Origin of the sequence: Ilumatobacter fluminis, from assembly GCF_004364865.1 — a bacterium.
GTDB lineage: Bacteria > Actinomycetota > Acidimicrobiia > Acidimicrobiales > Ilumatobacteraceae > Ilumatobacter > Ilumatobacter fluminis.
This window is the reverse complement of the sequence record NZ_SOAU01000001.1, coordinates 1,446,425-1,467,926: the sequence shown is the minus strand read 5'-3', so window position 1 is coordinate 1,467,926 and position 21,502 is coordinate 1,446,425. Positions and strand designations below refer to the sequence as shown.

The following is a 21,502-nucleotide window of genomic DNA, read 5'->3' as shown; positions in this document are numbered from 1 at the left end:
GGTGGGAATGGCACCAGGTCGGAGCGGGTATGCGAGGAGCCGTGCCACATTCCACTCGCACGATCGAGGGCGAAGCGCGTCAGACTGGGCCGATCGCCACCTCCGCCCCCACCGACAACGCCAGCGAACGCACGGCGACCTACGAGTCGTTGCGTATCCCGGCATATCGAACCCTGTTCATCGTCGGTGCGTTCGGGTTCCTCGCCACCCAGTCGCAGGTGGTGGCACGTGGCTGGCTCGCCAACGAACTGTCCGACTCGAACACCGGCCTGGGTGGCGTGTTCATGGCGTTCGGCATCTCGATGCTGGTCGCCACCCCGCTCGGCGGCGTCGCCGCCGACCGGTACTCGAAGCGGACCATCCTGGTCGTCACGTTCGGCATGTTGATGTTCACCTCGCTCTGGGTCGGCCTCGGCGTCAGCTTCGACTTCATCGAGTACTGGATGCTGCTCGCGACGTCGGCGATCCAGGCTGTCGCGTTCTCGTTCCTCGTCCCCGCCCGCATGGCGCTCACCGGCGAGGTCGTCGGCCGTGAGCTGCTCCCGAACGCCATCATCCTCGGCCAGATCACGATCAACGGCTCACGCGTCATCGGCCCGGCGTTCGCCGGTGTCTTCATCGGCGTGGCGTGGATCGGTGTGGCCGGCGTCTACTACGTGTCGGCGGCGCTGTCGGTCCTCGCACTGCTCCGCTGCTTCGCACTCCCGCCCGGCCTGCCCTCCGGCGAGCGCAGCGACCGGGGCGTCCTGCGGGAGTTCGGCGACAGCGTCCGCTACGTCTCGAAGCACCGTCACGTCGGCCTGCTGATCGTGGTGTCGTTCGTCTGCGTGATGGTCGGCTTCCCGTTCGTCGCCTTCCTCCCCCGCCTCGCCACCGAGGTGCTCGACGTCGGCTCCGCCGGCTACGGCATCCTCGCCGCCGCCTCGGCCGTAGGCGCCGTCATCTTGTCGATGGCGATCGCCGGCCGCTCCAAAGGCCGGGCCGCGTGGAAGATCCAGTCGGTCACCGGCTTCGCGTTCGGCGCGACCCTCATCGTGCTGGCGGTCGCCCCGAACTACGCCTTCGCGCTGCTCGCCGTCGCCGCGGTGGGCGCTGCCTCGGCCGGGTTCCAGGCGATGAACAACTCACTCGTGCTCGCTCTCTCCGACGTCGAGTACCACGGACGGGTGCAGAGCCTCATGATGTTGTCGTTCAGCGGCTTCGGCATGGCGGCGCTCCCGCTCGGCGTGCTCGCCGACGAGATCGGCCTCCGCCAGACGTTCGCGATCATGGGTGCGCTCGTGCTGGTCGCGATGAGCGTCTACGTCGTGGCCAGCCGCCGCACCCGCCGGCGCATCGGCGAAGCCGACTTGATCTGACTCGAAGTCGCTTTGATCTGACTCGGAGCCGGGTTAGTCCCAGTCGACGTCGGTCGCGTGGAGCGTCCAGACCTCGACGATGCGGCCGTCCTCGATGCGGTGGATCTGGATGAAGTCGATCCGGCGCGGCTCGCCGGTGATCGAGTGCTGGCCGCGCATCGAGGTGCGACTCCAGACCTTGTCGCCGTCGACCGTGCGCTCGTGGACCCGGATGACCGGTGTGCCGAGGGCCTTGCGATACTCGCGGAGGTCGTGCTTGAGCTCCTTGCGAGTTCGGGTGACGGTGCCTCCGACGCCGTGGCGGATGAACGGCTCGGCGACGAGTTCGTCGGCGGCGTTCAGGTCGCCGTCACCCCACGCCCGCTGCTGCCATTCGGCGACGATCTCGTCGGGTGACCGTGTCGAGGAGGACTCCGGCATCTCGCCCATGTGTCCAGTATCGCAGGTAGCGTTCGCTGACGTCATGGCGTCATTGGTCCTCACGGCTATCGGAGACGATCGGTCCGGCCTGGTCAGTGCGCTCGCCGGTGTCGTCACCGAATACGGCGGCAACTGGGAGCGCAGCCAGATGGCCGAGCTGGCCGGCAAGTTCGCCGGGATCGTGCTCGTGCGCATCCCCGACGACCGCGTCGACGACTTCACCGCCGCCCTCGAACCGCTGTCGGGCGTGCTCGACGTCGAGGTCCACGTCGGCGGCGACCAGATCGACGATGCGCAGCATTTCTCGCTCCACTTGTTGGGCAACGACCGTCCGGGCATCGTCCGGGAACTGTCGTCGGTGCTGGCCGAGCACGGCATCAACATCGACGAGCTCAACACCGAGACGTGGGAAGCGCCGATGGCCGGCGGCGTGCTGTTCGAAGCCGACGCCATGCTCGAGGCGCCCGCCGACCTCGACGAGGCGACCCTGCGAACCGCGCTCGAGCAACTCGCCAACGAGCTGATGGTCGAGATCGAACTCGATCGATGAGCTGCGACGACCAGGACCACGTCGACTTCCTCTGCGCCGCCGCGGACAAGATCGACGGCTGGGCGGAGACCGCCGAACTGATGGGCGACGACCAGCAGGCGGTCAAGCTCCGCGAGAAGGCCCGCCTCGCCCGCGAGCGAGCCATGCAGTTCCTCGACGACTGACGCCCGGTCACGCTGCCGGGCAGCGCGATGATGGCGGTGTGAGTGACGACATGCCGCCGTGGGAGCCGCCCTTCGCCGGGAGCGAGGTGGAGCACCTGCTCGGTGCGATCGACCGCCAGCGCGCCACCTTTCGCTGGAAGGCCGCCGACCTCGACGCCGCAGGCCTGGCATTCCGACTGCCTGCGTCCGACCTGAGCTTGGGTGGACTGCTGAAGCACTTGGCGTGGGCCGAAGACCTGATGTTCACCCGCAAGCTCGACGGCTCGTCGCAACACGAGCCGTGGGCGTCGGCCCCGTTCGCCGACGAGCCGAACTGGGAGTTCGAGTCCGCTCGGAGCGACACGCCGGAGGCGCTGTACCGCCTCTACGACGAACAGGTCGAACGGTCACGGGCGACCGTCGCGGCAGCGCTCGAGGCGGGCGGTCTCGATCAGATCGTGGCGCTGGGGCGCGAACACGGCATCAGCGTCACACTCCGACGACTCCTCTTCGACCTGCTCGAGGAGTACGGCCGCCACACCGGTCACGCCGACCTGTTGCGAGAGGCGATCGACGGCCGCACCGGCGAAGATCCGCCCTGGCCCACCTGACCGACGAAGGCGTGAACTCTTTGCGCATCGGGTGCGCAAACTGATCACGCATTGGCGGGGAGTGGGTGTCAGGCTGGGGTGGTGAGCGACGGGGCGTTCGACGAGACGGTGGCACCGCGGTACGACGACGACTGTGCCGACATGTTCACGCCGGAGGTGCTCGAGCCGACCGTGGCGCTCCTCGCCGAGCTCGCCGGCGGTCGACCGGCACTGGAGTTCGCCGTCGGAACGGGTCGGGTCGCGCTCCCCCTCGCCGACGCCGGTATCGAGGTGCACGGCATCGAACTGTCGCGCGCCATGGTCGCCGAGATGCGGGCCAAGCCCGGCGGTGACGCCATCCCGGTCACCATCGGCGACATGGCCACGACGCGGATCGGCGGCGAGTTCGGCCTCGTCTACCTCGTGTTCAACACGATCACGAACCTGCTCACCCAGAACGAGCAAGTCGACTGCTTCCGCAATGCCGCCGCCCACCTGGTACCGGGCGGGTGCTTCGTGATCGAGACCGGGGTGCCGCGCATCCAGGATCTCCCCCGTGGCGAACGCTTCCTGGCGTTCGACGCCGGAGACGAGCACGGCGGCATCGACGAGTACGACGTCGTCGGGCAGCGCCTCGTCTCGCACCACTACCGCACCGGCGACTGCGCCGGCCGCTTCTCGTCGGAACACCGGTGGGCATGGCCCGCCGAATACGACCTCATGGCACGCATCGCCGGCCTCCGCCTCCGAGACCGATGGGCCGACTGGCACCGCTCCCCCTTCACCGACACCAGCCGCACCCACATCTCCGTCTGGCACTCGACGAATGCGTGAACAAACTGCGGAATAGTTCCGCAGTTTGTTCACGCATTGGCGAGGGTGGCGGGGTGTGGTCAGGTGTGGCGGATGGACATGCCGCCGTCGACGGGGATGATCGCGCCGTTCAGGAAGCTGGCCGCCGGCAGGCACAGACTCACCGTCATCTGCGCGACCTCCTCCGGCACGCCGTAGCGGCGCAGCGGCACCCGCCGACGGGCGTAGGTCTCCTTCGCCTCGTCGGGGATCGCACTGGTCATCGCCGTGTCGATCGGGCCGGGGCAGATGCAGTTGGCGGTGATGCCATGCCGACCGAGTTCGACCGCCATCGACTTCGTCAGCCCGACGACCCCTGCCTTGGTCGCCGCGTAGGCGGCGAGACCCGGTGTCGTGACGATCGCCTCGGTCGACGCGATGTTGACGACCCTCGCTGCGTCCGACTCGAGCAAGTGCGGCATGGCGTACCGGACCAGGCGAGCGTGCGCCGTCAGGTTGATGTCGAGCGTCGTCGCCCAGTTCGACTCGAACTCGTCGTCGGTCTCGCCCTCCTGGGCGAGGAACGAGTTGATGAGCGACACGCCGGCGTTGTTCACGACGATGTCGATGCCGCCGAACCGCTCGACGGCAGCGTCGACCAACCCGCGCAGCGAGTCGGTCGACGCGACATCGCACACCCGTCCGAGCACCCGGTCGGCGCCGTGCACCGCCGTGATCTCGTCGACCACGGCCTGCACCCGGTCGGCGCCGAGGTCGGCAACGACCACCTTCGCCCCTTCGTCGGCGAACACGTGGGCGGTCGCACGCCCCATGCCGCTCGCCGCTCCGGTGACGATGGCGACGCGGTCGGTGAGCGACCGGGAGAGCTCCGAGAGGCGGTCAGGCATCGGCGTGGGCGATGATGCCGCGGATGTTCTCGCCGTCGCGCATGGCCCGGTAGCCCTCGTTGATGTCGGCGAGCGGGTACCGGTTGGTGATCAACTCGTCGAGTTTCAGTGATCCCGACGTGTACATCGACAACAGGTTCGGGATGTCGTGGCGTGGGTTGAGCGAGCCGAAGATCGTCCCCTTGATCTCCTTGTTCCACATCGCCATCTCGAACAGGTTCACCGACGACTCGGTCTGCTCCATCGGCGCAATCGCGGTGACGACGATCGTGCCGCCCTTGCCGGCGAGACCGGTGCCGAGCTGCATCATCTCGCCGTAGAGCACCCCCGGCGTCATGATCACCTTGTCGGCCATCTGCCCCATCGTCATCTCGGTGACGGCGGGGAACGCCTCCTCCATCGAGGCGAACGTGTCGGTGGCACCGAACTCCATCGCCTTCTCGCGCTTGAACTCGACCGGGTCGACGGCGATCACCTTCTTGGCGCCCGCCATCGCGGCTCCCTGGACGGCGTTGATGCCGATGCCGCCGATGCCGACCACGACGACGACGTCGCCCGGCCGCACCTCGGCTCGGCGGGTCGCCGACCCCCAACCGGTGGCGACGCCGCACGACACGAGCGCCACGACGTCGAGCGGCAGGTCGGCGTCGACCTTGATCACCTGCGAGGTCGCCACGCACGAGTACTCGGCGAAGGTGCCGAGCTTGGCGAACAGCATCAGGTCGTCGCTGCCCAACCGGTGACGGCTCGTGCCGTCGGTGATCATGCCCTTCACGAACGCGCCCGCACCCTGGTCGCACAGGTTCTGTCGACCGGTGACGCAGTACCGGCACTGGCCGCACGACGGGATGAACGACGCCGAGACGTGATCACCCGGCGCCACGGAGGTGACGCCCTCGCCGACGGCTTCGACGACGCCGGCGCCCTCGTGACCGCCGACGATCGGGAAGAAGCCGCCCTCGATGCCCATCATCTCGAGTGCCTCGGGTGACGGCACCATGTCGCCGGTGTGGACGTGTTCGTCGCTGTGACACATGCCGGCATGTGTCCATCGGACCAACACCTCCCCCGCTCTCGGGTCGTCGACCTCGATTTCCTCGACGGTCCAGTCCTGTCCGACGCCGTGCATGACGCCTGCGTTGCATTTCATCTCGAGACCCCCTTCTCGTGCCCGAAACGTTTCCACACGGCGGGTCGCGACATCGGGTCGGAGCGCCCTGTTTGCGGGAGCGTCGTTGTGGTTACGTCGATGCCATGGGCTACTCGCTCGAACACGACGAACCGGTGCTCGACGGCATTCGCCGGGTGTGCGGCGAACAGGTCGACGATGCGATCGCTGCACTCGGCGACGGCTTCACGGACGACCCCCATGTCGCCATCCACGAGGTCCGCAAGCACTGCAAGAAGATCCGAGGGGCCGTTCGCCTGGTGCGGCCGGTCGTCCACTCGAAGCGCTACCGGGCAGTGAACGAGTTGGCTCGCGACGCCGCCCGCGAGCTGAGCGACTTCCGCGACGCCCGAGCGCTGAGGGGCACGTTCGAGCGGCTGCGCGAGGTCGTCGAGTTCGATGCCGACCAGATGGCCGCCACACAGGGCGTCCTCGTCGCCGATCAGACCACAGCCGAGGAGGCGATCACCCCCGAGAACCCGGGCGTGGTGCGCTCGCGTGACCTGCTCGCCGAACTGCGGGACGCCGTCGACCGGTTGCGGGCCAAGGACACGGAGTGGGATGCCATTTCGCCGGGCCTCGTGAAGACCTACGAGCGCGGTCGCATCGCGATGGTGACGTGCATCGATCGCCCGACCGGCGAGTCGTTCCACGAGTGGCGCAAGCGAGCGAAGTACACGCGCTACCACCTGGGCCTGATCGCACCATCGGCTCCCGACCTGCTCGACCCCCTCGAGCAGGCGTTCCACCACCTGACCGACGCGCTCGGCGACGCTCACGATCTGTTCGTGCTCGAGCAGCGTCTCGACGACGTCGACGACATCGACGGAACAAGGCTGCTGATCGCCGGCGCCCGAGCCGACCTCGAACGCCGCGCCGTCCACCTCGGCCGACGGCTCTACGCCGAGTCGGGCAAGCGGTTCGAGCAGCGCCTCGGCACCTACTGGGACGCCTGGCGCTCCGAACCCGTCGACGCCGCGGCGGGCGGTCTCGGCAGCGTCTACGGCTGAGCGGTCGGTCGCGTCACGGCGTCAGGCCGAGACGGCCGTCGAGGGCGGCGACCAGTGCATCCGCGCCGGTCAGGACACCCGACGGCTGCTCGCCTCGACCGCAGAAGAGGGCCGTGAGCGTGGCCAGATCGCCGCGAATGGCGACCTCGTCGCCTCCGCCGTCGACCTCGAACTCGGTCGACAGGTCGGGACGTCCGGCGACGTCGATCGACACCGTCGCCGGCTGGTCGAGCAGCTTCGGGAGCACGTGGGTCCAACCGAGCAGACCCCGCTCCATCGAGATCTCTGCGGCGGCACAATCGACACGAGCCGGGAGGCCCACTGCCCGGCGGATGTCCTGTTCGTGCGCCCACAGGTCGAACACCCGGATTGGCATCGCCTTCGACATCGGCTGATCGCGAAACGGGCTCGACACCTCCGGATCGCCCTGCTTCGCCAGCGATTTCAGGGTGGGGATCCGGCGGCTCCGGAGCCCGGCGAGCTCGTCGGCGATCGACGACAGCGGCAGTTGACGGCGGATCTGGACGTGCTGCTCCATGTACTCGTCGAACTCGTTGACGACGTGATCGAGGTCGGGCAGGTCGACCGCCGGCTGCGGGGCACCTTGGAGCACCGCCTCGACGCCGACCATGTGGGCGAGTACGTCGCGCACCGTCCACCCGGGACAGTCGGTGGGGAGATCGGCGTCGGCCTCGGTCAGGTCACGCGCCAGCGACAACGTCTGGAGCATGACGTCGTCGATTGCCTCGACGAGATGGACGTTGCTGTGATCGGCCGCCATGTCGTCATCATCGCGCATCGACCGAGCCGAGCTTCGGGCCGAACATCGGTGCACTCAGTGGGTAGGTCGTGATCATCTCCAGGCGCTTCGCATGGACGGCGACACCGCGGCCCGGCGCCAGCTCGCCGACCACGACGCACTTGCTCCCCTGGTCGACCCCTTCGATCTCCACGTTCGAGTCGACCTGGCACTTCCACGCCGCCCGCGTCCTGCGGTCGCCGTCGGACGGATAGAGCCACACGGTGATCGTCGACTGTCCGAGGTCGCGGCGGTCGATCGAACCGCCCCACTCGCGCCGCCAGCGCAGGCGCATCGGGGTGCGCGGCGAGGTGATGATACGGGCGCGGAGTTCCTCGACGTCGTGGAGGAACCGATCGAGTGACACGCCGACAGTCTGCCTGCCGGAACCCTGGTCAGGCGAAGAACCCGCGTACCGCGTCGGCCATGTCGGCGCGGTGCGGGGTCGGCGAGATGAGCGCGTCGACGGCGTGGAACGCCGTGTGGGTCTGCCCGCGACACTCCTCGTGCGTCACCGGCACGCCGGCGTCCTCGAGCGCCTTCGCGTAGGCGTTGCCCTCGTCGCGCAATGGGTCGAACTCGGCGGTGAACACCGCTGCGGGCGGCAGGTCGGCGAGCGAGTCGGCCAGGAGCGGCGACGCGAGCGGCGACGAGCCGTCGGGTGCGTACTGCTCGATGAACCACTCCATGAGCGACTTCGTGAGCACGTAGCCCTCTGCGTTCTCGTGGATCGAAGGGTGCTGCTTCGACAGGTCGGTCGCCGGGCACACCAACAGCTGCCCGACGAGCGCCGGACCGCCGTTGTCGCGGGCGAGCTGTGACACGACGGCGGCCAGGTTGCCACCGGCGCTCCAGCCGGCCACGGCGATGCGTTCGGGGTCGCCCCCGAGCTCGGCGGCGTGTTCACCGACCCAGCGCAGTGCAGCCCAGGCGTCGTCGGCGGCGGCCGGGTACGGCGCCTCCGGCCCGTGGCGGTAGTCGACCGAGATCACCAGCGCGCCCGACCGATCGCACAGATCGCGGCAGAACGGATCGTCGGAGATCGCATCGCCGATCACCCAACCGCCGCCGTGGTAGTAGACGACGACCGGATGCGGCCCCGGCGTGGCGGGGCGATAGAGCCGGTACGCGAGGTCGCCGTCGGCGCCCGGGTACGTGCCGTCGACGATCTCGCCGACATCGGGACCCGGCGGGCGCATGACATTGGTGGCGGCCATGAACTCGCGTGCGCCGGCGGCACCGAGCGTCTCGATCGGGGGCAGCTCGAGCTCGGCCATCAGCTTCAACATCGTCGCCACGTCGTGTTGCAACCGGTTGACGACGCCGTCGTTGCACTGCTCGCCGTCGTCGCCGACGAGGCGGAACCCGAGGAAGCCCTCGGCGGTCACGCGGTCGCAGGTGTCGCGATAGTTGTCGACGCCGCCGACGTAGGGTAGGAACACACGCGGCTTGCCGGGCACGTTCGCACCCATGTACCACGATGCCGCCTGTGGGAACAGGGTGATGTCGGCGCAGTCGTTGACGTGCTGGCCCCAACCGGCCTCGGCCGTCGGCGTGGGTTCGATCGTGGTGAAGCCGTCCTTGCGCATCCGCTCGATCGTCTCGGTCACCCACTCGACGTGCTGCTCGATCGAGACCACCATGTTCGACAGCACCGAGGGGCTGCCGGGCCCGGTGATCATGAACAGGTTCGGGAATCCGACGCTCGTCAGACCGAGGTACGTGTGCGGGCCGTCGGCCCACTTCTCCTTCAACGAGATCCCGTTGCGGCCCTCGATGTCGACCGACACGATCGGACCGGTCATGGCGTCGAACCCGACCGCGAACACGATGTCGTCGAACTCGAGATGCTCGGTGCCGCCGTTACCCGCGATGTCGATGCCCTGCTCGGTGATCGTCTCGATCGGCGTCTCACGCAGGTCGACCAACCGGACGTTGTCACGGTTGTACGTCGCGTAGTAGTCGGTGTCGACGCACAAGCGCTTCGTCGACAACGGAAACGTGTTGGGGCACAGCGTCTCGGCCGTGACGGGATCGTCGACGATCGAGCGGATCTTGTTGCGGACGAACTCGGCGGCGGTGTCGTTGGCGACCGGATTCACGAGCAGGTCGTTGAACTTGCTCGACAGTCCGAACAGACCGCCTTCTTGCCAGCCGCGCTCGTACGCCGCTTCGCGTTCCTCGTCGCTGACGGCCAGCGCGCTGATCTCCGACGGCTCGATCGGGACGCCGACGGCCGACCAGCGCGCCGCCTCGCGGTAGGCCGCGGGGTCGGCGTCGTACTGTGCCCGTTTGTCGGCGTCGGTCGGACCGTTGTGCGCCGGCACCGAGAAGTTCGCGGTGCGCTGGAACACCGTGAGTTGCTCGGCCTGCGCGGCGATGATCGGGATCGACTGGATCGCCGACGAGCCGGTCCCGATCACGGCGACGCGACGACCGGTGAAGTCGACGCCCTCGTGGGGCCACCGACCGGTGTAGTAGGTGGGGCCGGAGAACCGGTCGGCGCCGGGGATGTCGGCGTCCTTCGGGACCGAGAGGCACCCGGTGGCCATCACGTAGTGCTGGGCGACGAGTTCGTCACCGCCTTCGGTGCCGATACGCCAACGCTGGGCATCCTCGTCCCACGTCGCCGCCGCCACCCGCGTCTCGAAGCGGATGTCGCGCCGCAAGTCGTGCTTGTCGGCGACGTGCTGGAGATAGCGCAGGATCTCGGGCTGGGTCGCGTACTTCTCGGACCACTCCCATTCCTCCTCCAGCTCCGGATCCCAGCTGAACGAGTAGTCGAGACTCGGCACGTCGCAGCGCGCACCCGGGTACCGGTTCCAGTACCAAGTGCCGCCGACATCGTCGGCGGCCTCGAGCGCCACCGCCGACATGCCTTGGTCGCGCAGTCGTTTCAGCAGGTACAGCCCGGCCATGCCGGCTCCCACCACGACGACGTCGAACTCCGAACGTTCCCCCGAATCGCTCATGCGTTGGATTGAAACACACGCCCGGCCTCCGGCTCCCAGCGGAGCGCCCCGGACCGAGCGACCATGGCGTGGCGACGGCGACGCCGCCTAGTGTCCGCGACATGGACGTCGATGCGCTGCTGTCGGAACTGACCCTCCAGGAGAAGGCGGCGCTGATCAGCGGCGCCGACATCTGGCACACCGTCGCCGTCGAACGACTCGACATCCCGGCGATCATGTGCTCCGACGGGCCCCACGGCATGCGCGCCCAGGTCGACGACGTGCAGGACGGCGAGATGCTCAAGGCGGCCCCGGCCACCTGTTTCCCCACCGCGTCGGCGATCGCCTCCTCATGGGACCGCGACCTCATCCACGAGGTCGGGGTCGCGATCGCGAACGAGGCACGACAGTACGGCGTGTCGGTCGTGTTGGGTCCCGGCGTCAACATGAAGCGCTCGCCCCTCTGTGGCCGGAACTTCGAGTACCTCTCCGAAGATCCCTACCTCGCCGGCGAGCTCGGCCTGGCGATCGTCGACGGCATCCAGTCGCGCGACGTCGGGACGTCGGTCAAGCACTACGCCGCGAACAACCAGGAGCACGATCGCCTGCGCGTCAGTGCCGAGATCGACGAACGCACGCTCCGCGAGATCTACCTCCCGGCCTTCGAGCGCATCATCACCGCCGGTCGGCCCTGGACCGTCATGTGCGCCTACAACCGCATCAACGGCACCCATGCATCACAGAACCCCTGGCTCCTCACCGACGTGCTGCGCGACGAGTGGGGGTTCGAGGGCGTCGTCGTCAGCGACTGGGGCGCCGTCCACGACCGGGTCGCCGCAGTACAGGCCGGGCTCGACTGGGAGATGCCACCCGATCTCGAACGCAGCCCTGCCGCCGTCGTCCGTGCCGTCGAGGCAGGCTGGCTCGACGAATCGGTCCTCGACACCAGCGTCCGGCGCATGCTCGACATGGTCGCCAAAGGTCGCCACGTGCTCGACCTCGACGAGACGGTCGACGTCGATGCGCACCACGAACTCGCCCGCCACGCCGCCGCGGAGTCCGCGGTCCTGTTGAAGAACGACGGCGGTCTTCTCCCGCTCATGGACGACGGCACGATCGCGGTGATCGGGGAGTTCGCCCGCACACCGCGGTTCCAGGGGTCGGGCAGCTCGCAGGTGACCACCACCCGGGTCGACGTCGCAGCCGACGAGATCGCCCGGTTGGTGAGCAGCGACCGGGTCCGGTTCGCGCCCGGCTACGGCGTCGACACCACCGAGGACGACGCAGCCCTCGCCGACGAGGCCGTCCGCGTCGCCTCGTCGTCCGACACCGTCGTGATGTTCATGGGTCTGCCCGACTCGTACGAATCGGAGGGGTTCGACCGCGCCCACATGGACCTGCCACCGAACCAACTCGCGCTGCTCGACGCCGTCCTCCAGGTCAACGAACGAGTGGTCGTGGTGCTCGTGAACGGCGCAACCGTCGTGATGGAACCCTGGTGCGAGTCGGTGCCGGCGATCCTCGAGTGCTGGTTGGGTGGTCAGGCGGCAGGTGGGGCGGTCGCCGACCTGTTGACCGGGGCAGCATCCCCGGGCGGTCGGCTCGCCGAGACGATGCCCGTATCGTTGAACGACGTCCCGTCGACACTCAACTTCCCGGGCGACCCCGGCGTCGTCCGGTATGGCGAAGGCATCTTCATCGGATACCGGGCCCACGATCATCTGGGCCAGCGCGTCAGCTTCCCGTTCGGGTTCGGTCTGTCGTACACGTCGTTCGACATCGCCGACCTCGAGGTCACGACGTCCGGGGCCGTGGCCGACGGCACGTTGGCCGCCGCCGTCTCGGCGACCGTGACGAACACGGGCGACCGCGCCGGGTCGCACGTCGTCCAGGTGTATGTCGGCGACGACGACGCCGAGGTCGCACGCCCGCCTCGCGAACTGAAGGGGTTCGCCAAGGTCCGCCTCGATCCCGGTCAGTCGGAGCGGGTCACGATCGATCTCGACCAGCGGGCCTTCTCGTACTGGTCGACGCGGCACCGCCGCTGGGTCGTCGAGGCCGGCACCTTCACGATCGCCGTCGGCGCCCATTCCCGCGACCTGCCGCTCTCGGCCGTCGTCGACGTCGAGGCGCCGTCGATCCGGCCCGCCCTCGACGCGATGTCGACCCTCACCGAGTGGGCCGACGACCCGGCCGGATGGGCGACGCTCGACGAGTTCTTGCCCGAGCGCCACCCCGCCCGGAGCCGCCGCTTCCGGAGCCTGCTCGGCTCGATGCCGATCGACACCCTTGCCGGCTTCGGTTCGATGGGATTCACCCATGCGGACGTCGACACCCTGCTGGAACGCGTTCGCGAGCACCAGGCCACCGCGCCGTAGGCTGGTGCGCCGGTATGAGCGCGCACACAGAATCCCCCGACACCCGAGACGACACTCCACCGTTCCGGTACACCGCCGCGCTCGCGAGCGATCTCGAAGTGCGCTGGCAGGACTGGTGGGACGAGCAGGGCACGTTCGAGACGCCGAACCCCGCCGGCTCGCTGGCCGACGCCGCACTGGCCGACGAGCGCGGCGGCAAGCTGTTCGTGCTCGACATGTTCCCGTATCCCTCGGGTGCCGGACTGCACGTCGGCCACCCGCTGGGCTTCATCGGGACCGACGTGTTCGCCCGCTTCAAGCGGATGACCGGCCACAACGTGCTGCACACGATGGGTTTCGACGCGTTCGGTCTCCCCGCCGAGCAGTACGCCGTCGAGACCGGCCAGCACCCCGCCGTCACGACCGACCAGAACATCGCCACCTATCGCCGCCAGCTGCGCCGCCTGGGTCTGGCCCACGATCCGCGCCGCAGCATCTCCACAACCGACCCCGACTACTACCGGTGGACCCAGTGGATCTTCGGCCAGATCTTCAACGCGTGGTTCGACCCCGATGCCCCACACGACGACGGCGTCGGGCGGGGCAAGGCGCGGCCGATCGCCGAGCTGGTCGCCGAGTTCGAGATCGGCTCACGTCCGACCCCCGACGGCCGCCCCTGGCACGACCTGAGCGCCACCGAACAGCGCGAGATCATCGACGGCCACCGCCTGGCGTACGTCAGCGACGCACCGGTCAACTGGTGCCCCGGCCTGGGCACCGTCGTCGCCAACGAAGAGGTCACCGCCGACGGCCGCTCCGACCGCGGCAACTTCCCCGTCTTCAAGCGCAACATGCGCCAGTGGATGATGCGCATCACCGCCTACGCCGACCGCCTGATCGACGACCTCGAGCTGCTCGACTGGACCGACGCCATCAAGGCGATGCAGCGCAACTGGATCGGCCGCAGCCACGGCGCCAACGTGCATTTCCCGTCTGCAGCGGGCGACATCACCGTCTTCACCACGCGCCCCGACACCCTGTTCGGCGCCACCTTCATGGTGCTGGCACCGGAGCACCCGTACGTCGACGAGCTGACCACGTCGGAGCAAGCCGACGCCGTCGCCGACTACCGCCGCCAAGCCGCCGCGAAGAAAGACGTCGACCGCCAGGACGAGAACCGGGAGAAGACCGGCGTCTGGACCGGTTCGTACGCCACCAACCCTCTGAGCGGAGAGCAGATCCAGGTCTGGATCGCCGACTACGTCCTGATGGGCTACGGCACCGGCGCCATCATGGCCGTGCCGTCGGGCGACCAGCGCGACTTCGAGTTCGCCCGGAAGTTCGACCTGCCCATCCCTGCGATCCAGCAGCCGCCGGCCGCATGGTTCGAGCAGCGCGACATCGAACCGACGATCGACACCACGCTCTGGCCCGAGGCGTTCGTCGGTGACGGCGTCTACGTCAACTCGTCGAACGACACCCTCGACCTGAACGGCATCGACAACAAGGCCGACGGCATCGCGACCGTCAACGCCTGGTTGGAGGAGACCGGCAAGGGCGAGGCCACGATCACCTACAAGCTGCGCGACTGGTTGTTCAGCCGCCAGCGGTACTGGGGCGAGCCGTTCCCCGTCGTCTACGACGCCGACGGTTTCCCGCACACCCTGCCCGACTCGATGCTGCCGGTCGAGCTGCCCGAGACCGATTCGTTCTCGCCGCGCACGTTCGACCCCGACGACGAGTTCTCGAATCCCGAGAGCCCGCTCGACCGTCTCGACGACTGGGTCACGCTGACGCTCGACCTGGGCGACGGTCCGCAGGAGTACCGCCGCGACACCAACGTGATGCCCCAGTGGGCCGGCTCGTGCTGGTACCAGCTGCGCTACTGCGACCCGTCGAACACCGAGGCCTTCATCGACCCCGCCGTCGAGCAGTACTGGGTCGGCCCGAAGCCCGACGCGCGACCCGATCACCCGGGTGGTGTCGACCTGTACGTGGGTGGCGTCGAGCACGCCGTCCTGCACCTGCTGTACGCCCGGTTCTGGCACAAGGTGCTGTTCGACCTGGGCCACCTGTCGTCGAAGGAGCCGTACGCCCGCCTGTTCAACCAGGGCTACGTGCAGGCCTACGCCTACACCGACGAGCGCGGCATCTACGTCGACGCGAAGGAGGTCGTCGAGCGCGACGGCTCGTACTTCCTGGGCGATCAGCCGGTGAACCGCGAGTACGGGAAGATGGGCAAGAGCCTGAAGAACTCGGTCAGCCCCGACGAGATGTACGACGCCTACGGCGCCGACACGTTGCGCCTGTACGAGATGGCGACCGGGCCGCTCGACGCGTCACGTCCGTGGGAGACCCGCGACGTGATCGGCATGTACCGGTTCCTGCAGCGCCTGTGGCGCAACATGATCGACGAGCAGACCGGTGCCTGCACCGTGGTCGACGAGCCGCTCGACGACGAGCTGACCAAGCAACTGCACCGCACGATCGACGTCGTCCGCACCGAGATGGACGCCCTCCGGTTCAACACGGCGATCGCCAAGCTGATCGAGCTGAACAACGCCGTGACGAAACTCGGTCACACGCCGCGGGCGGTCGCCGAGCCGATGGTGCTGATGGCGGCACCGCTGGTACCCCACGTCGCCGAGGAGTTGTGGCGCAAGCTGGGCCACGACGACACCGTCACCTACCTGCCGTTCCCCGAAGCCGACGAGCAGTACCTCGTCGACGACACCATCGAGGTGCCCGTGCAGATCAACGGCAAGGTGCGGAGCCGCATCGTCGTCGCCGCCGACGCCGACAAGGCTACGTTGGAGGCGGCAGCGATGGCCGACGACAAGGTCGTCGCCGCCGTCGACGGCGCCACGCCGAAGAAGATCATCGTGGTGCCGGGCCGCATGGTCAACATCGTCGTGTGACCGACCTCGACACGCGCCCGTCGGCGAGACCCGTCGTCGCCGTCTCGGTCTCCGCAGCGGTCGCCTCGGCGCTGCCCGGCTTCCTCGTCGGCGCACTCGCCGTGCAGATGCGCAGCGAGTTCGACGTCGGCGAGTCGGTCTACGCATGGGCGATGAGCGGCTACTTCCTCGCAGCGAGCTTCGCCTCGATCCCGCTCGGACGAGTCGCACAGCGGGTCGGCCCTCGCCGGCAGATCGTTGCCGCCCTGTCGATCGCAGCGGCAGCCAATGTGGCGATCGCCGCGACGGCGAGGTCGTTCGGGCTGCTCGTCGCCGTCATGGCGCTGATCGGTGTGTGCAACGCCGCGGCCCAGACCGCCGTGAACCTCGCCCTGGCGTCGGCTCGTCTCGAACGGCTCGGGTTCGCGATCAGCATCAAGCAGTCGGGCATGCCGCTGGCCTCGATGCTGAGCGGACTGGCCGTTCCCGTGATCGCGCTCACCGTCGGCTGGCGCTGGGCCTTTGTGACGGTGGCGGCGATCGGGTTCGGCACCGCCGCCGCCGTCATGCGTGTCCTCGGCCCCTACGAGGCACCCGACCGTGAGACGGACGACCATCACCGTCGATCCGGTTCTCCGTCGACGGCCCTGCTCGGGGCCGCCGTCGCGAGCGGTTTCCTGTCGTTCGGTGCCGGTGCGCTCAACGCCTGGGTCGTGGAATCTGGCGTCGACGCCGGTCTCGGTGAGGGCGTTGCAGGGCTCATGTTGGCGGGTGGCGCAGCGCTCGGTGTGGCCATCCGGCTCGTCTGCGGTGTGCGCCTCGACCGATCGCCTTCGCTCCCGTTCCGGCGCGCCGGCGTGATCGCACTGGTCGGTGCCACCGGCGTCGCCCTCCTGGCCGTCCGGTCGGCGCCCGTCCACGTGATCGCGACGCTCGTCGGGTTCGCCGGTGGCTGGATCTGGCCCGTGTTCACGAACTTCGGCATCGTCCGCACGAACGCCGGGCGCGCCGCAGCGGCAACCGGCATCACCCAGACAGGCGTGTACGTCGGCGTGTTCGTCGGCCCGCTGGCATCGGGCGTCCTCATCGAGCGCGCCGGCTACGGACCGATGTGGATCGTGACGGCCGTTGCGATGGCCGTCGGCGCCGTGGTGGCGATCCGGGTCGCCAGGCACTTCTGAGCCAGGGCGACCCGAGCCCGCCAGATCAGGTGGTGCTCGACTGGCGCCGCATGTGGACCAGGCCGGCGATCACCAGGATCAGGCACACCAAGGCCGCACCGAACGCGACCCACGCAGCGATGCCGGCGATCTGACCCACCGTCGCCCAGGCGTACACGTTCAGCAGGGTGCCACGCAGGATCTCACCCTTCAGCACCGTGTCACGGGTGCCGGTGATCTCGTCGGCCGCCGCCTGCAACTCGTCGATCTCGGCCTCGCTCGCTCCCGACGCCACGGCGTCCTGCACCGCAGCATTCGCCTCGGATTGCGGCGCGCCGAGTTCGGCGTACGAGAGCCCGCCGCCGATGCCCTCGATGTGGCCGGCGATGTAGCTCGAGTACGCCTCTGCCTCCTTGCCGGTGTCGACGAGTTCGCCGCCGTACTCGGCGAGGTCGTCGCGACCTTCCTCCGCGAGCGCCTCGGCCGAGGGGAAGGTGATGCCCTGTGCGGTCAGCTCGTCGGACACGTAGTCGGCAGTGAAGTTGCTGGCGTACATCAGGAGCGCTCCGGCCACGACGAGGACGATCGTGACGACGGCGCCGAGAGCGATCAGGAACTTGTCGACCCCGCTGCGCGTGATCGTGATGACGTCGGACGGGCCGTCCGGGCTCGCCGAGGACGGGTCGGTTGCTGGGTTGGTTGCCGTGTCTGACATGTCGCCTCCCGAGGGCGTCGTGGGTTACTCGCCGCGCAACCTAACCCACTTCCAGTCTCCACTGGAGAAACACCCGTTATCACCGCGTCGGGACCTTTTCCCCTTGCCCGATCGGTCCACCGGCGCGATGCTGTCAGCACAAGTCAGATCCACGAGGTGCCCATCGGGGACACAGACCCACGAAGCGATCACTCGGTCGCACAGCGTGGCTCCTGGTCCCGAAACCGATTCCGAGTTGAACGGATCACACCTCGTGGATCTGTCGCGTTCGGGCCCGGGCCCACCTCACACGAGGATGTCGTCGAGGCTCGCCAGCAGCAACTGCACGTTGCGCATGCGGGCGGTGTGGCCCATCAGGCCGATCCGCCAGCCCTTGCCGGCCAGATCGCCGAGTCCGCCACCGATCTCGACGCCGTAGTCGAGAAGCAGCGACCGGCGCACGTCGGCCTCGGTCGCACCGTCGGGCAGACGGTCTTCGGGCACCCAGACCGAGGTCAGTTGCGGCAGCCGATTGCCCTCGGCGGCGAACAGTTCGAAGCCACGATCCACCAGACCGGCCTGGAGTGCGTCGCCGACGGCCTGATGACGGGCGAACGACGCCTCGAGCCCCTCGTCGAGCAGTGCACCGAGCCCGGCGTGGATCCCGTACAGGCTCGAGATCGGAGCGGTGTGGTGATAGGCACGGGCCCCGTCGCCACCGGTGACGTACTTGGCGATCATGTTCAGATCGAGGTACCACGACTGCGGCGTCTCGCGGAGGTGGGTGAGAGCACGATCGGAGACGGTGAGCGGCGCGAGACCGGGCGGCACGCCGAGGCACTTCTGGGTGCCGGAGTAGGCGATGTCGACGCCCCACTCGTCGATCCGGAGGTCGATCCCGCCGAGCGACGTCACACAGTCGGCGAGGAGGAGCGCGTCGCCCTTCTTCGCCCCGAGCGTGGCGAGGTCGTTCCGGACGCCGGTCGACGTCTCGGCGTGCACGACCGCGATCATCTTCGGGCTCGGGTGTGCGTCGATCAGGTCGTTCGGGTCGATCGGCGCGCCCCATGGAGCGTCGACCCGGACGACCTCGGCGCCGCACCGGGCGGCGACGTCGCACATGCGCCCGCCGAACACACCGTTGACACCCACCACGACGGTGTCACCGGGTCCGACGAAGTTCACGAACGCGGCCTCCATGCCCGCCGAGCCGGTGCCCGACACGGCGAACGTGAGCTGGTTGGTCGTCTGGAAGACCTGACGCAACCGGTCGCCGACCTCGTCCATCAAGGCGATGAAGTCGGGGTCGAGGTGGCCGAGTACCGGTCGGGCGTAGGCCTCCATCACCTCGGGGTACGGGTTGCACGGGCCGGGGCCCATCAGCACGGGATCGCGATGCGTCATGGCGCGTCACCGTAGTGGGCGGCGACCGCCCGGGTTCAGGCCTCGGCGGCCGCCGAGACCGGAGCGACCGGTGCCGATGCCGCTGTTCGCATCGGCAACACGAGCAGCGCGGTACCGACACCGCCGATCACGATGACCCACCACACCTGCTCGAATGCGTCGAGCGATGCCTCGAGCGAGTCGGCTCCGGCCACGAGCGCCACCGCGATCGCGACACCGAAGGTGCCGCCGAACTGGCGCGCGGCCTGCAGCGATGCCCCACCGATGCCGGCCCGGTTGGGCGGCAGCGCCTGCGCCACTGCGCTCGACAGCTGCGGCCAGATACAGGCGACACCGAAACCGGTGAGCAGCATCGACGGGAAGTAGTCGACGAGGTAGTCGACGTCGGGTCCGAGCGCGACGACGCGCCAGAGCCCGCCGGCGGCGTAGGCGAGCGCGCCGGCGACGAGGATCGGTCGTTGCCCGATCCGGCCGGCGAGCGAGCCGAGGCGCGGCGCCAAGATGGCGACGAGCGCCGGGCCGGGTGCCACCCCGAAGCCCGCCTCGAGCACCGTCCATCCCCACACCGAGGTGAGGAACAGGATCGACGCCAGGAACATCGCCGAGAAGGCGACGCCGAACACGAGTCCGGCGAGATCCGACCAGGCGACGTTGCGGATGCGGAACAGATCGAGATCGAGCACCGGCGCCGCGGTGCGCCGCTGGTGGGCGACGAACACGGCGACCAGCACGGCACCGAGCACGAACCAGCCGATGGTGGCGCTGCTCCACCAGCCGTTCGTCTCGGTCTCGACCACTGCGTAGGAGATCGCTCCCGCCGCGGCAGCGACGAGCACGACCCCGACGGTGTTCGGGATCGCCGTGTCCGGGTCGCTCGACTCCTGGAGCGTGCGTCGCCCGGCGATGATCGTGTACGCACCGACAGGAAGGTTGATGAAGAACGCCCAACGCCATCCGAGCCCCTCGACCACGGCAGCGCCGAGCGTCGGTCCGAGTGCGCCGGCGACGGCTCCCGCGGCTCCCCAGATCGCAACGGCGCGCGGGAGTTCATGGCGCGGGTAGGCGCGCATCACGAGGGCGAGTGATGCCGGGATCAGGATCGCTCCGCCCACGGCTTGCACGATGCGTCCGGCGATGAGGAGTTCGGCGGTCGGCGCCAGCCCACACACCATGGAGGCGACCGTGAACAGGGCCGACCCGGCGAGGAACGATCGACGGTGCCCCACCCGGTCGGCGATCTTGCCCGCCGGGATCAGGAACGCTGCGAAGACGATGGTGTAGGCGTTCAGGACCCACGACAGCGTCGCCGGGCTCGTGTCGGAGAAGGTGGCGCCGATCTCGGGGAACGCGACGAACAGGATCGTCGTGTCGAGGAAGGTCGCGAGCGTTGCCAGCGAGGCGATGGTGAGGGTGCGTCGCCGTCGCGCCTCGTCGACGACCTCAGCCACGGGCGGCCGTCCATCGGGTCTGGATGGAGTCGGCGACGGCCAGGCCGTCGGGTGTCACGATGCGGCCCCGTTCGGTCGCGAGTCCGTCGTGGCTGGTCTCGATCTCGAACCACCCGCCGAGCCACCCGTCGTCGCCGGTCGGCGGGGTGGGCCGGTGGATGTGGGTCAGCATGTCGACGCTGATGCCACCGGCGGGCGGCATCACGTTCACGAACGCCGGCGGCGGGAACCAGTCGCAGATCATCGCGAGCCAGGCAGCGTCGACGCGCTCACCCGCGAGGGGGCGCACGTAGCCGCGCACCGACGTGTCGGGGCCGTCGCTGAACGGGAGGCTCGACGGATCGAGTCGTCCGTCGGCGCGCAGGAAGTGCGGCACCGGAGTCGGGGGGACGATGTCGACGCACTCGTCGACCGGCGGGATCGGCAGCGGCGTCCGCCGCTCCCACTCGACGCTCCGACCACCGTCGAGGGCGGCGAGCATCGTCACGTGGACGACCATCGCGTCGCGACCGTCCTGGCGGAGCACGACGTCGACGTTCGACGCACTCCTCCCCCGTCGCACCTCGGTCGCGTGCAGGGTCGCCGATCCGAGCGCCACGCTCGACCGGAAGCTCGTCGAGACGGTACGGACGGAACGGTCGGGCACCACCTGCTCCGCGGCTCGCACGGCCAAGCCGACCATGTAGCCGCCGTGGACACCGACGAGCGATGCCCAGCGGTCGGGCAGGTCGACCTCGAAACCGTCGCGGCCGTCGGGCTGCAGCACGGTTCCGGCGAACTCGGGGAGGGTGGGTTGCGTCATACAACTCAGCATGACATGTTGAGTTGCATGACGCAACCCTCGTATGATCGA

At 68.8% G+C, this 21,502-nt stretch carries 19 protein-coding genes; 9 read left to right on the top strand and 10 right to left on the bottom strand.

What is annotated here, in order from left to right; all coding sequences use genetic code 11:
• Nucleotides 1-41 precede the first annotated feature (41 nt).
• Nucleotides 42-1,358: an MFS transporter gene (locus tag BDK89_RS06580; protein WP_166657426.1), complete on the top strand. Its 1,317-nt coding sequence runs from the start codon at nt 42-44 to the stop codon at nt 1,356-1,358.
• A 33-nt stretch (nt 1,359-1,391) separates the two neighbouring features.
• Here the strand turns inward: BDK89_RS06580 and BDK89_RS06575 are convergent, their stop codons facing one another.
• Nucleotides 1,392-1,787 carry an ester cyclase gene (locus tag BDK89_RS06575; RefSeq protein WP_166657425.1) on the bottom strand — a complete coding sequence of 132 codons (396 nt, stop codon included), beginning with the start codon at nt 1,785-1,787 and terminating at the stop codon, nt 1,392-1,394.
• A gap of 34 nt (nt 1,788-1,821) precedes the next feature.
• Between BDK89_RS06575 and BDK89_RS06570 the strand changes: the two genes are divergently transcribed.
• The 4 genes from BDK89_RS06570 (at nt 1,822) to BDK89_RS06560 (ending at nt 3,895) form a co-directional block, all read left to right on the top strand.
• Nucleotides 1,822-2,328 (top strand): glycine cleavage system transcriptional repressor, encoded by a 507-nt coding sequence (locus BDK89_RS06570; protein WP_133868186.1) that lies wholly within the window; start codon nt 1,822-1,824, stop codon nt 2,326-2,328.
• Nucleotides 2,325-2,492 (top strand): hypothetical protein, encoded by a 168-nt coding sequence (locus tag BDK89_RS21680; protein WP_166657424.1) that lies wholly within the window; start codon nt 2,325-2,327, stop codon nt 2,490-2,492. Before BDK89_RS06570 ends, BDK89_RS21680 begins: the two co-directional genes overlap by 4 nt.
• 38 nt (nt 2,493-2,530) lie before the next feature.
• Nucleotides 2,531-3,082: a mycothiol transferase gene (locus BDK89_RS06565; RefSeq protein WP_133868185.1), complete on the top strand. Its 552-nt coding sequence runs from the start codon at nt 2,531-2,533 to the stop codon at nt 3,080-3,082.
• Nucleotides 3,083-3,160: 78 nt separating this feature from the next.
• The gene (locus BDK89_RS06560) at nt 3,161-3,895 is read left to right on the top strand and encodes a class I SAM-dependent DNA methyltransferase (RefSeq protein ID WP_424955281.1); all 735 of its coding nucleotides are present in this window, start codon (nt 3,161-3,163) and stop codon (nt 3,893-3,895) included.
• 59 nt (nt 3,896-3,954) lie between these two features.
• Here BDK89_RS06560 and BDK89_RS06555 read toward each other — a convergent pair whose 3' ends face one another.
• Both BDK89_RS06555 and BDK89_RS06550 read right to left on the bottom strand, forming a co-directional pair.
• Nucleotides 3,955-4,761, bottom strand: a complete 807-nt coding sequence (locus tag BDK89_RS06555; protein ID WP_133868184.1) for an SDR family NAD(P)-dependent oxidoreductase — start codon at nt 4,759-4,761, stop codon at nt 3,955-3,957.
• Complete coding sequence (locus BDK89_RS06550) at nt 4,754-5,911, bottom strand: NDMA-dependent alcohol dehydrogenase (RefSeq protein ID WP_133868183.1); 1,158 nt, start codon at nt 5,909-5,911, stop codon at nt 4,754-4,756. The genes BDK89_RS06555 and BDK89_RS06550 overlap by 8 nt, the downstream gene beginning before the upstream one ends.
• 104 nt (nt 5,912-6,015) lie before the next feature.
• Here BDK89_RS06550 and BDK89_RS06545 point away from each other — a divergent pair, with 104 nt between their 5' ends.
• Complete coding sequence (locus tag BDK89_RS06545) at nt 6,016-6,939, top strand: CHAD domain-containing protein (protein ID WP_133868182.1); 924 nt, start codon at nt 6,016-6,018, stop codon at nt 6,937-6,939.
• Nucleotides 6,940-6,952: 13 nt separating this feature from the next.
• On the opposite strand, the gene BDK89_RS06540 is transcribed toward BDK89_RS06545, so the two are convergent.
• The 3 genes from BDK89_RS06540 to BDK89_RS06530 are packed head-to-tail and all read right to left on the bottom strand — an operon-like array spanning nt 6,953 to nt 10,710.
• On the bottom strand, nt 6,953-7,738 hold the full coding sequence (locus BDK89_RS06540) for a maleylpyruvate isomerase family mycothiol-dependent enzyme (protein ID WP_133868181.1): 786 nt from the start codon (nt 7,736-7,738) through the stop codon (nt 6,953-6,955).
• Nucleotides 7,728-8,105: a hypothetical protein gene (locus BDK89_RS06535; protein ID WP_133868180.1), complete on the bottom strand. Its 378-nt coding sequence runs from the start codon at nt 8,103-8,105 to the stop codon at nt 7,728-7,730. The genes BDK89_RS06540 and BDK89_RS06535 overlap by 11 nt, the downstream gene beginning before the upstream one ends.
• Before the next feature lie 28 nt (nt 8,106-8,133).
• Nucleotides 8,134-10,710, bottom strand: a complete 2,577-nt coding sequence (locus BDK89_RS06530; RefSeq protein ID WP_133868179.1) for a flavin-containing monooxygenase — start codon at nt 10,708-10,710, stop codon at nt 8,134-8,136.
• Between the two features lie 101 nt (nt 10,711-10,811).
• Between BDK89_RS06530 and BDK89_RS06525 the strand changes: the two genes are divergently transcribed.
• From BDK89_RS06525 to BDK89_RS06515, 3 genes are read left to right on the top strand one after another with little or no spacing between them, the layout of a single operon-like run.
• Complete coding sequence (locus tag BDK89_RS06525; protein ID WP_133868178.1) at nt 10,812-13,067, top strand: glycoside hydrolase family 3 C-terminal domain-containing protein; 2,256 nt, start codon at nt 10,812-10,814, stop codon at nt 13,065-13,067.
• A 14-nt stretch (nt 13,068-13,081) separates the two neighbouring features.
• A complete protein-coding gene (gene leuS / locus BDK89_RS06520; protein WP_133868177.1) occupies nt 13,082-15,964 on the top strand; it encodes a leucine--tRNA ligase in 2,883 nt (960 codons plus the stop codon).
• Nucleotides 15,961-17,124, top strand: a complete 1,164-nt coding sequence (locus BDK89_RS06515) for an MFS transporter (RefSeq protein WP_133868176.1) — start codon at nt 15,961-15,963, stop codon at nt 17,122-17,124. Before leuS ends, BDK89_RS06515 begins: the two co-directional genes overlap by 4 nt.
• A 25-nt stretch (nt 17,125-17,149) precedes the next feature.
• On the opposite strand, the gene BDK89_RS06510 is transcribed toward BDK89_RS06515, so the two are convergent.
• The 4 genes from BDK89_RS06510 to BDK89_RS06495 form a co-directional block, all read right to left on the bottom strand.
• Nucleotides 17,150-17,818 (bottom strand): hypothetical protein, encoded by a 669-nt coding sequence (locus BDK89_RS06510; protein ID WP_133868175.1) that lies wholly within the window; start codon nt 17,816-17,818, stop codon nt 17,150-17,152.
• Between the two features lie 285 nt (nt 17,819-18,103).
• On the bottom strand, nt 18,104-19,201 hold the full coding sequence (locus BDK89_RS06505; protein WP_133868174.1) for a pyridoxal-phosphate-dependent aminotransferase family protein: 1,098 nt from the start codon (nt 19,199-19,201) through the stop codon (nt 18,104-18,106).
• 35 nt (nt 19,202-19,236) lie between these two features.
• Entirely contained in the window at nt 19,237-20,649 is a 1,413-nt protein-coding gene (locus tag BDK89_RS06500) for a DHA2 family efflux MFS transporter permease subunit (protein WP_133868173.1), read from the bottom strand.
• Nucleotides 20,642-21,451, bottom strand: coding sequence for a thioesterase family protein (locus tag BDK89_RS06495; RefSeq protein ID WP_166657423.1), 810 nt, complete (start codon nt 21,449-21,451; stop codon nt 20,642-20,644). Before BDK89_RS06495 ends, BDK89_RS06500 begins: the two co-directional genes overlap by 8 nt.
• Between the last annotated feature and the right edge of the window lie 51 nt (nt 21,452-21,502).

Coding starts and splice junctions, on each gene's coding strand:
- BDK89_RS06575 (WP_166657425.1), bottom strand. CDS start 1,787: ATGGGCGAGATGCCGGAGTCCTCCTCGACACGGTCACCCGACGAGATC.
- BDK89_RS06570 (WP_133868186.1), top strand. CDS start 1,822: ATGGCGTCATTGGTCCTCACGGCTATCGGAGACGATCGGTCCGGCCTG.
- BDK89_RS21680 (WP_166657424.1), top strand. CDS start 2,325: ATGAGCTGCGACGACCAGGACCACGTCGACTTCCTCTGCGCCGCCGCG.
- BDK89_RS06555 (WP_133868184.1), bottom strand. CDS start 4,761: ATGCCTGACCGCCTCTCGGAGCTCTCCCGGTCGCTCACCGACCGCGTC.
- BDK89_RS06550 (WP_133868183.1), bottom strand. CDS start 5,911: ATGAAATGCAACGCAGGCGTCATGCACGGCGTCGGACAGGACTGGACC.
- BDK89_RS06545 (WP_133868182.1), top strand. CDS start 6,016: ATGGGCTACTCGCTCGAACACGACGAACCGGTGCTCGACGGCATTCGC.
- BDK89_RS06540 (WP_133868181.1), bottom strand. CDS start 7,738: ATGCGCGATGATGACGACATGGCGGCCGATCACAGCAACGTCCATCTC.
- BDK89_RS06530 (WP_133868179.1), bottom strand. CDS start 10,710: ATGAGCGATTCGGGGGAACGTTCGGAGTTCGACGTCGTCGTGGTGGGA.
- BDK89_RS06525 (WP_133868178.1), top strand. CDS start 10,812: ATGGACGTCGATGCGCTGCTGTCGGAACTGACCCTCCAGGAGAAGGCG.
- leuS (WP_133868177.1), top strand. CDS start 13,082: ATGAGCGCGCACACAGAATCCCCCGACACCCGAGACGACACTCCACCG.
- BDK89_RS06510 (WP_133868175.1), bottom strand. CDS start 17,818: ATGTCAGACACGGCAACCAACCCAGCAACCGACCCGTCCTCGGCGAGC.
- BDK89_RS06505 (WP_133868174.1), bottom strand. CDS start 19,201: ATGACGCATCGCGATCCCGTGCTGATGGGCCCCGGCCCGTGCAACCCG.
- BDK89_RS06495 (WP_166657423.1), bottom strand. CDS start 21,451: ATGACGCAACCCACCCTCCCCGAGTTCGCCGGAACCGTGCTGCAGCCC.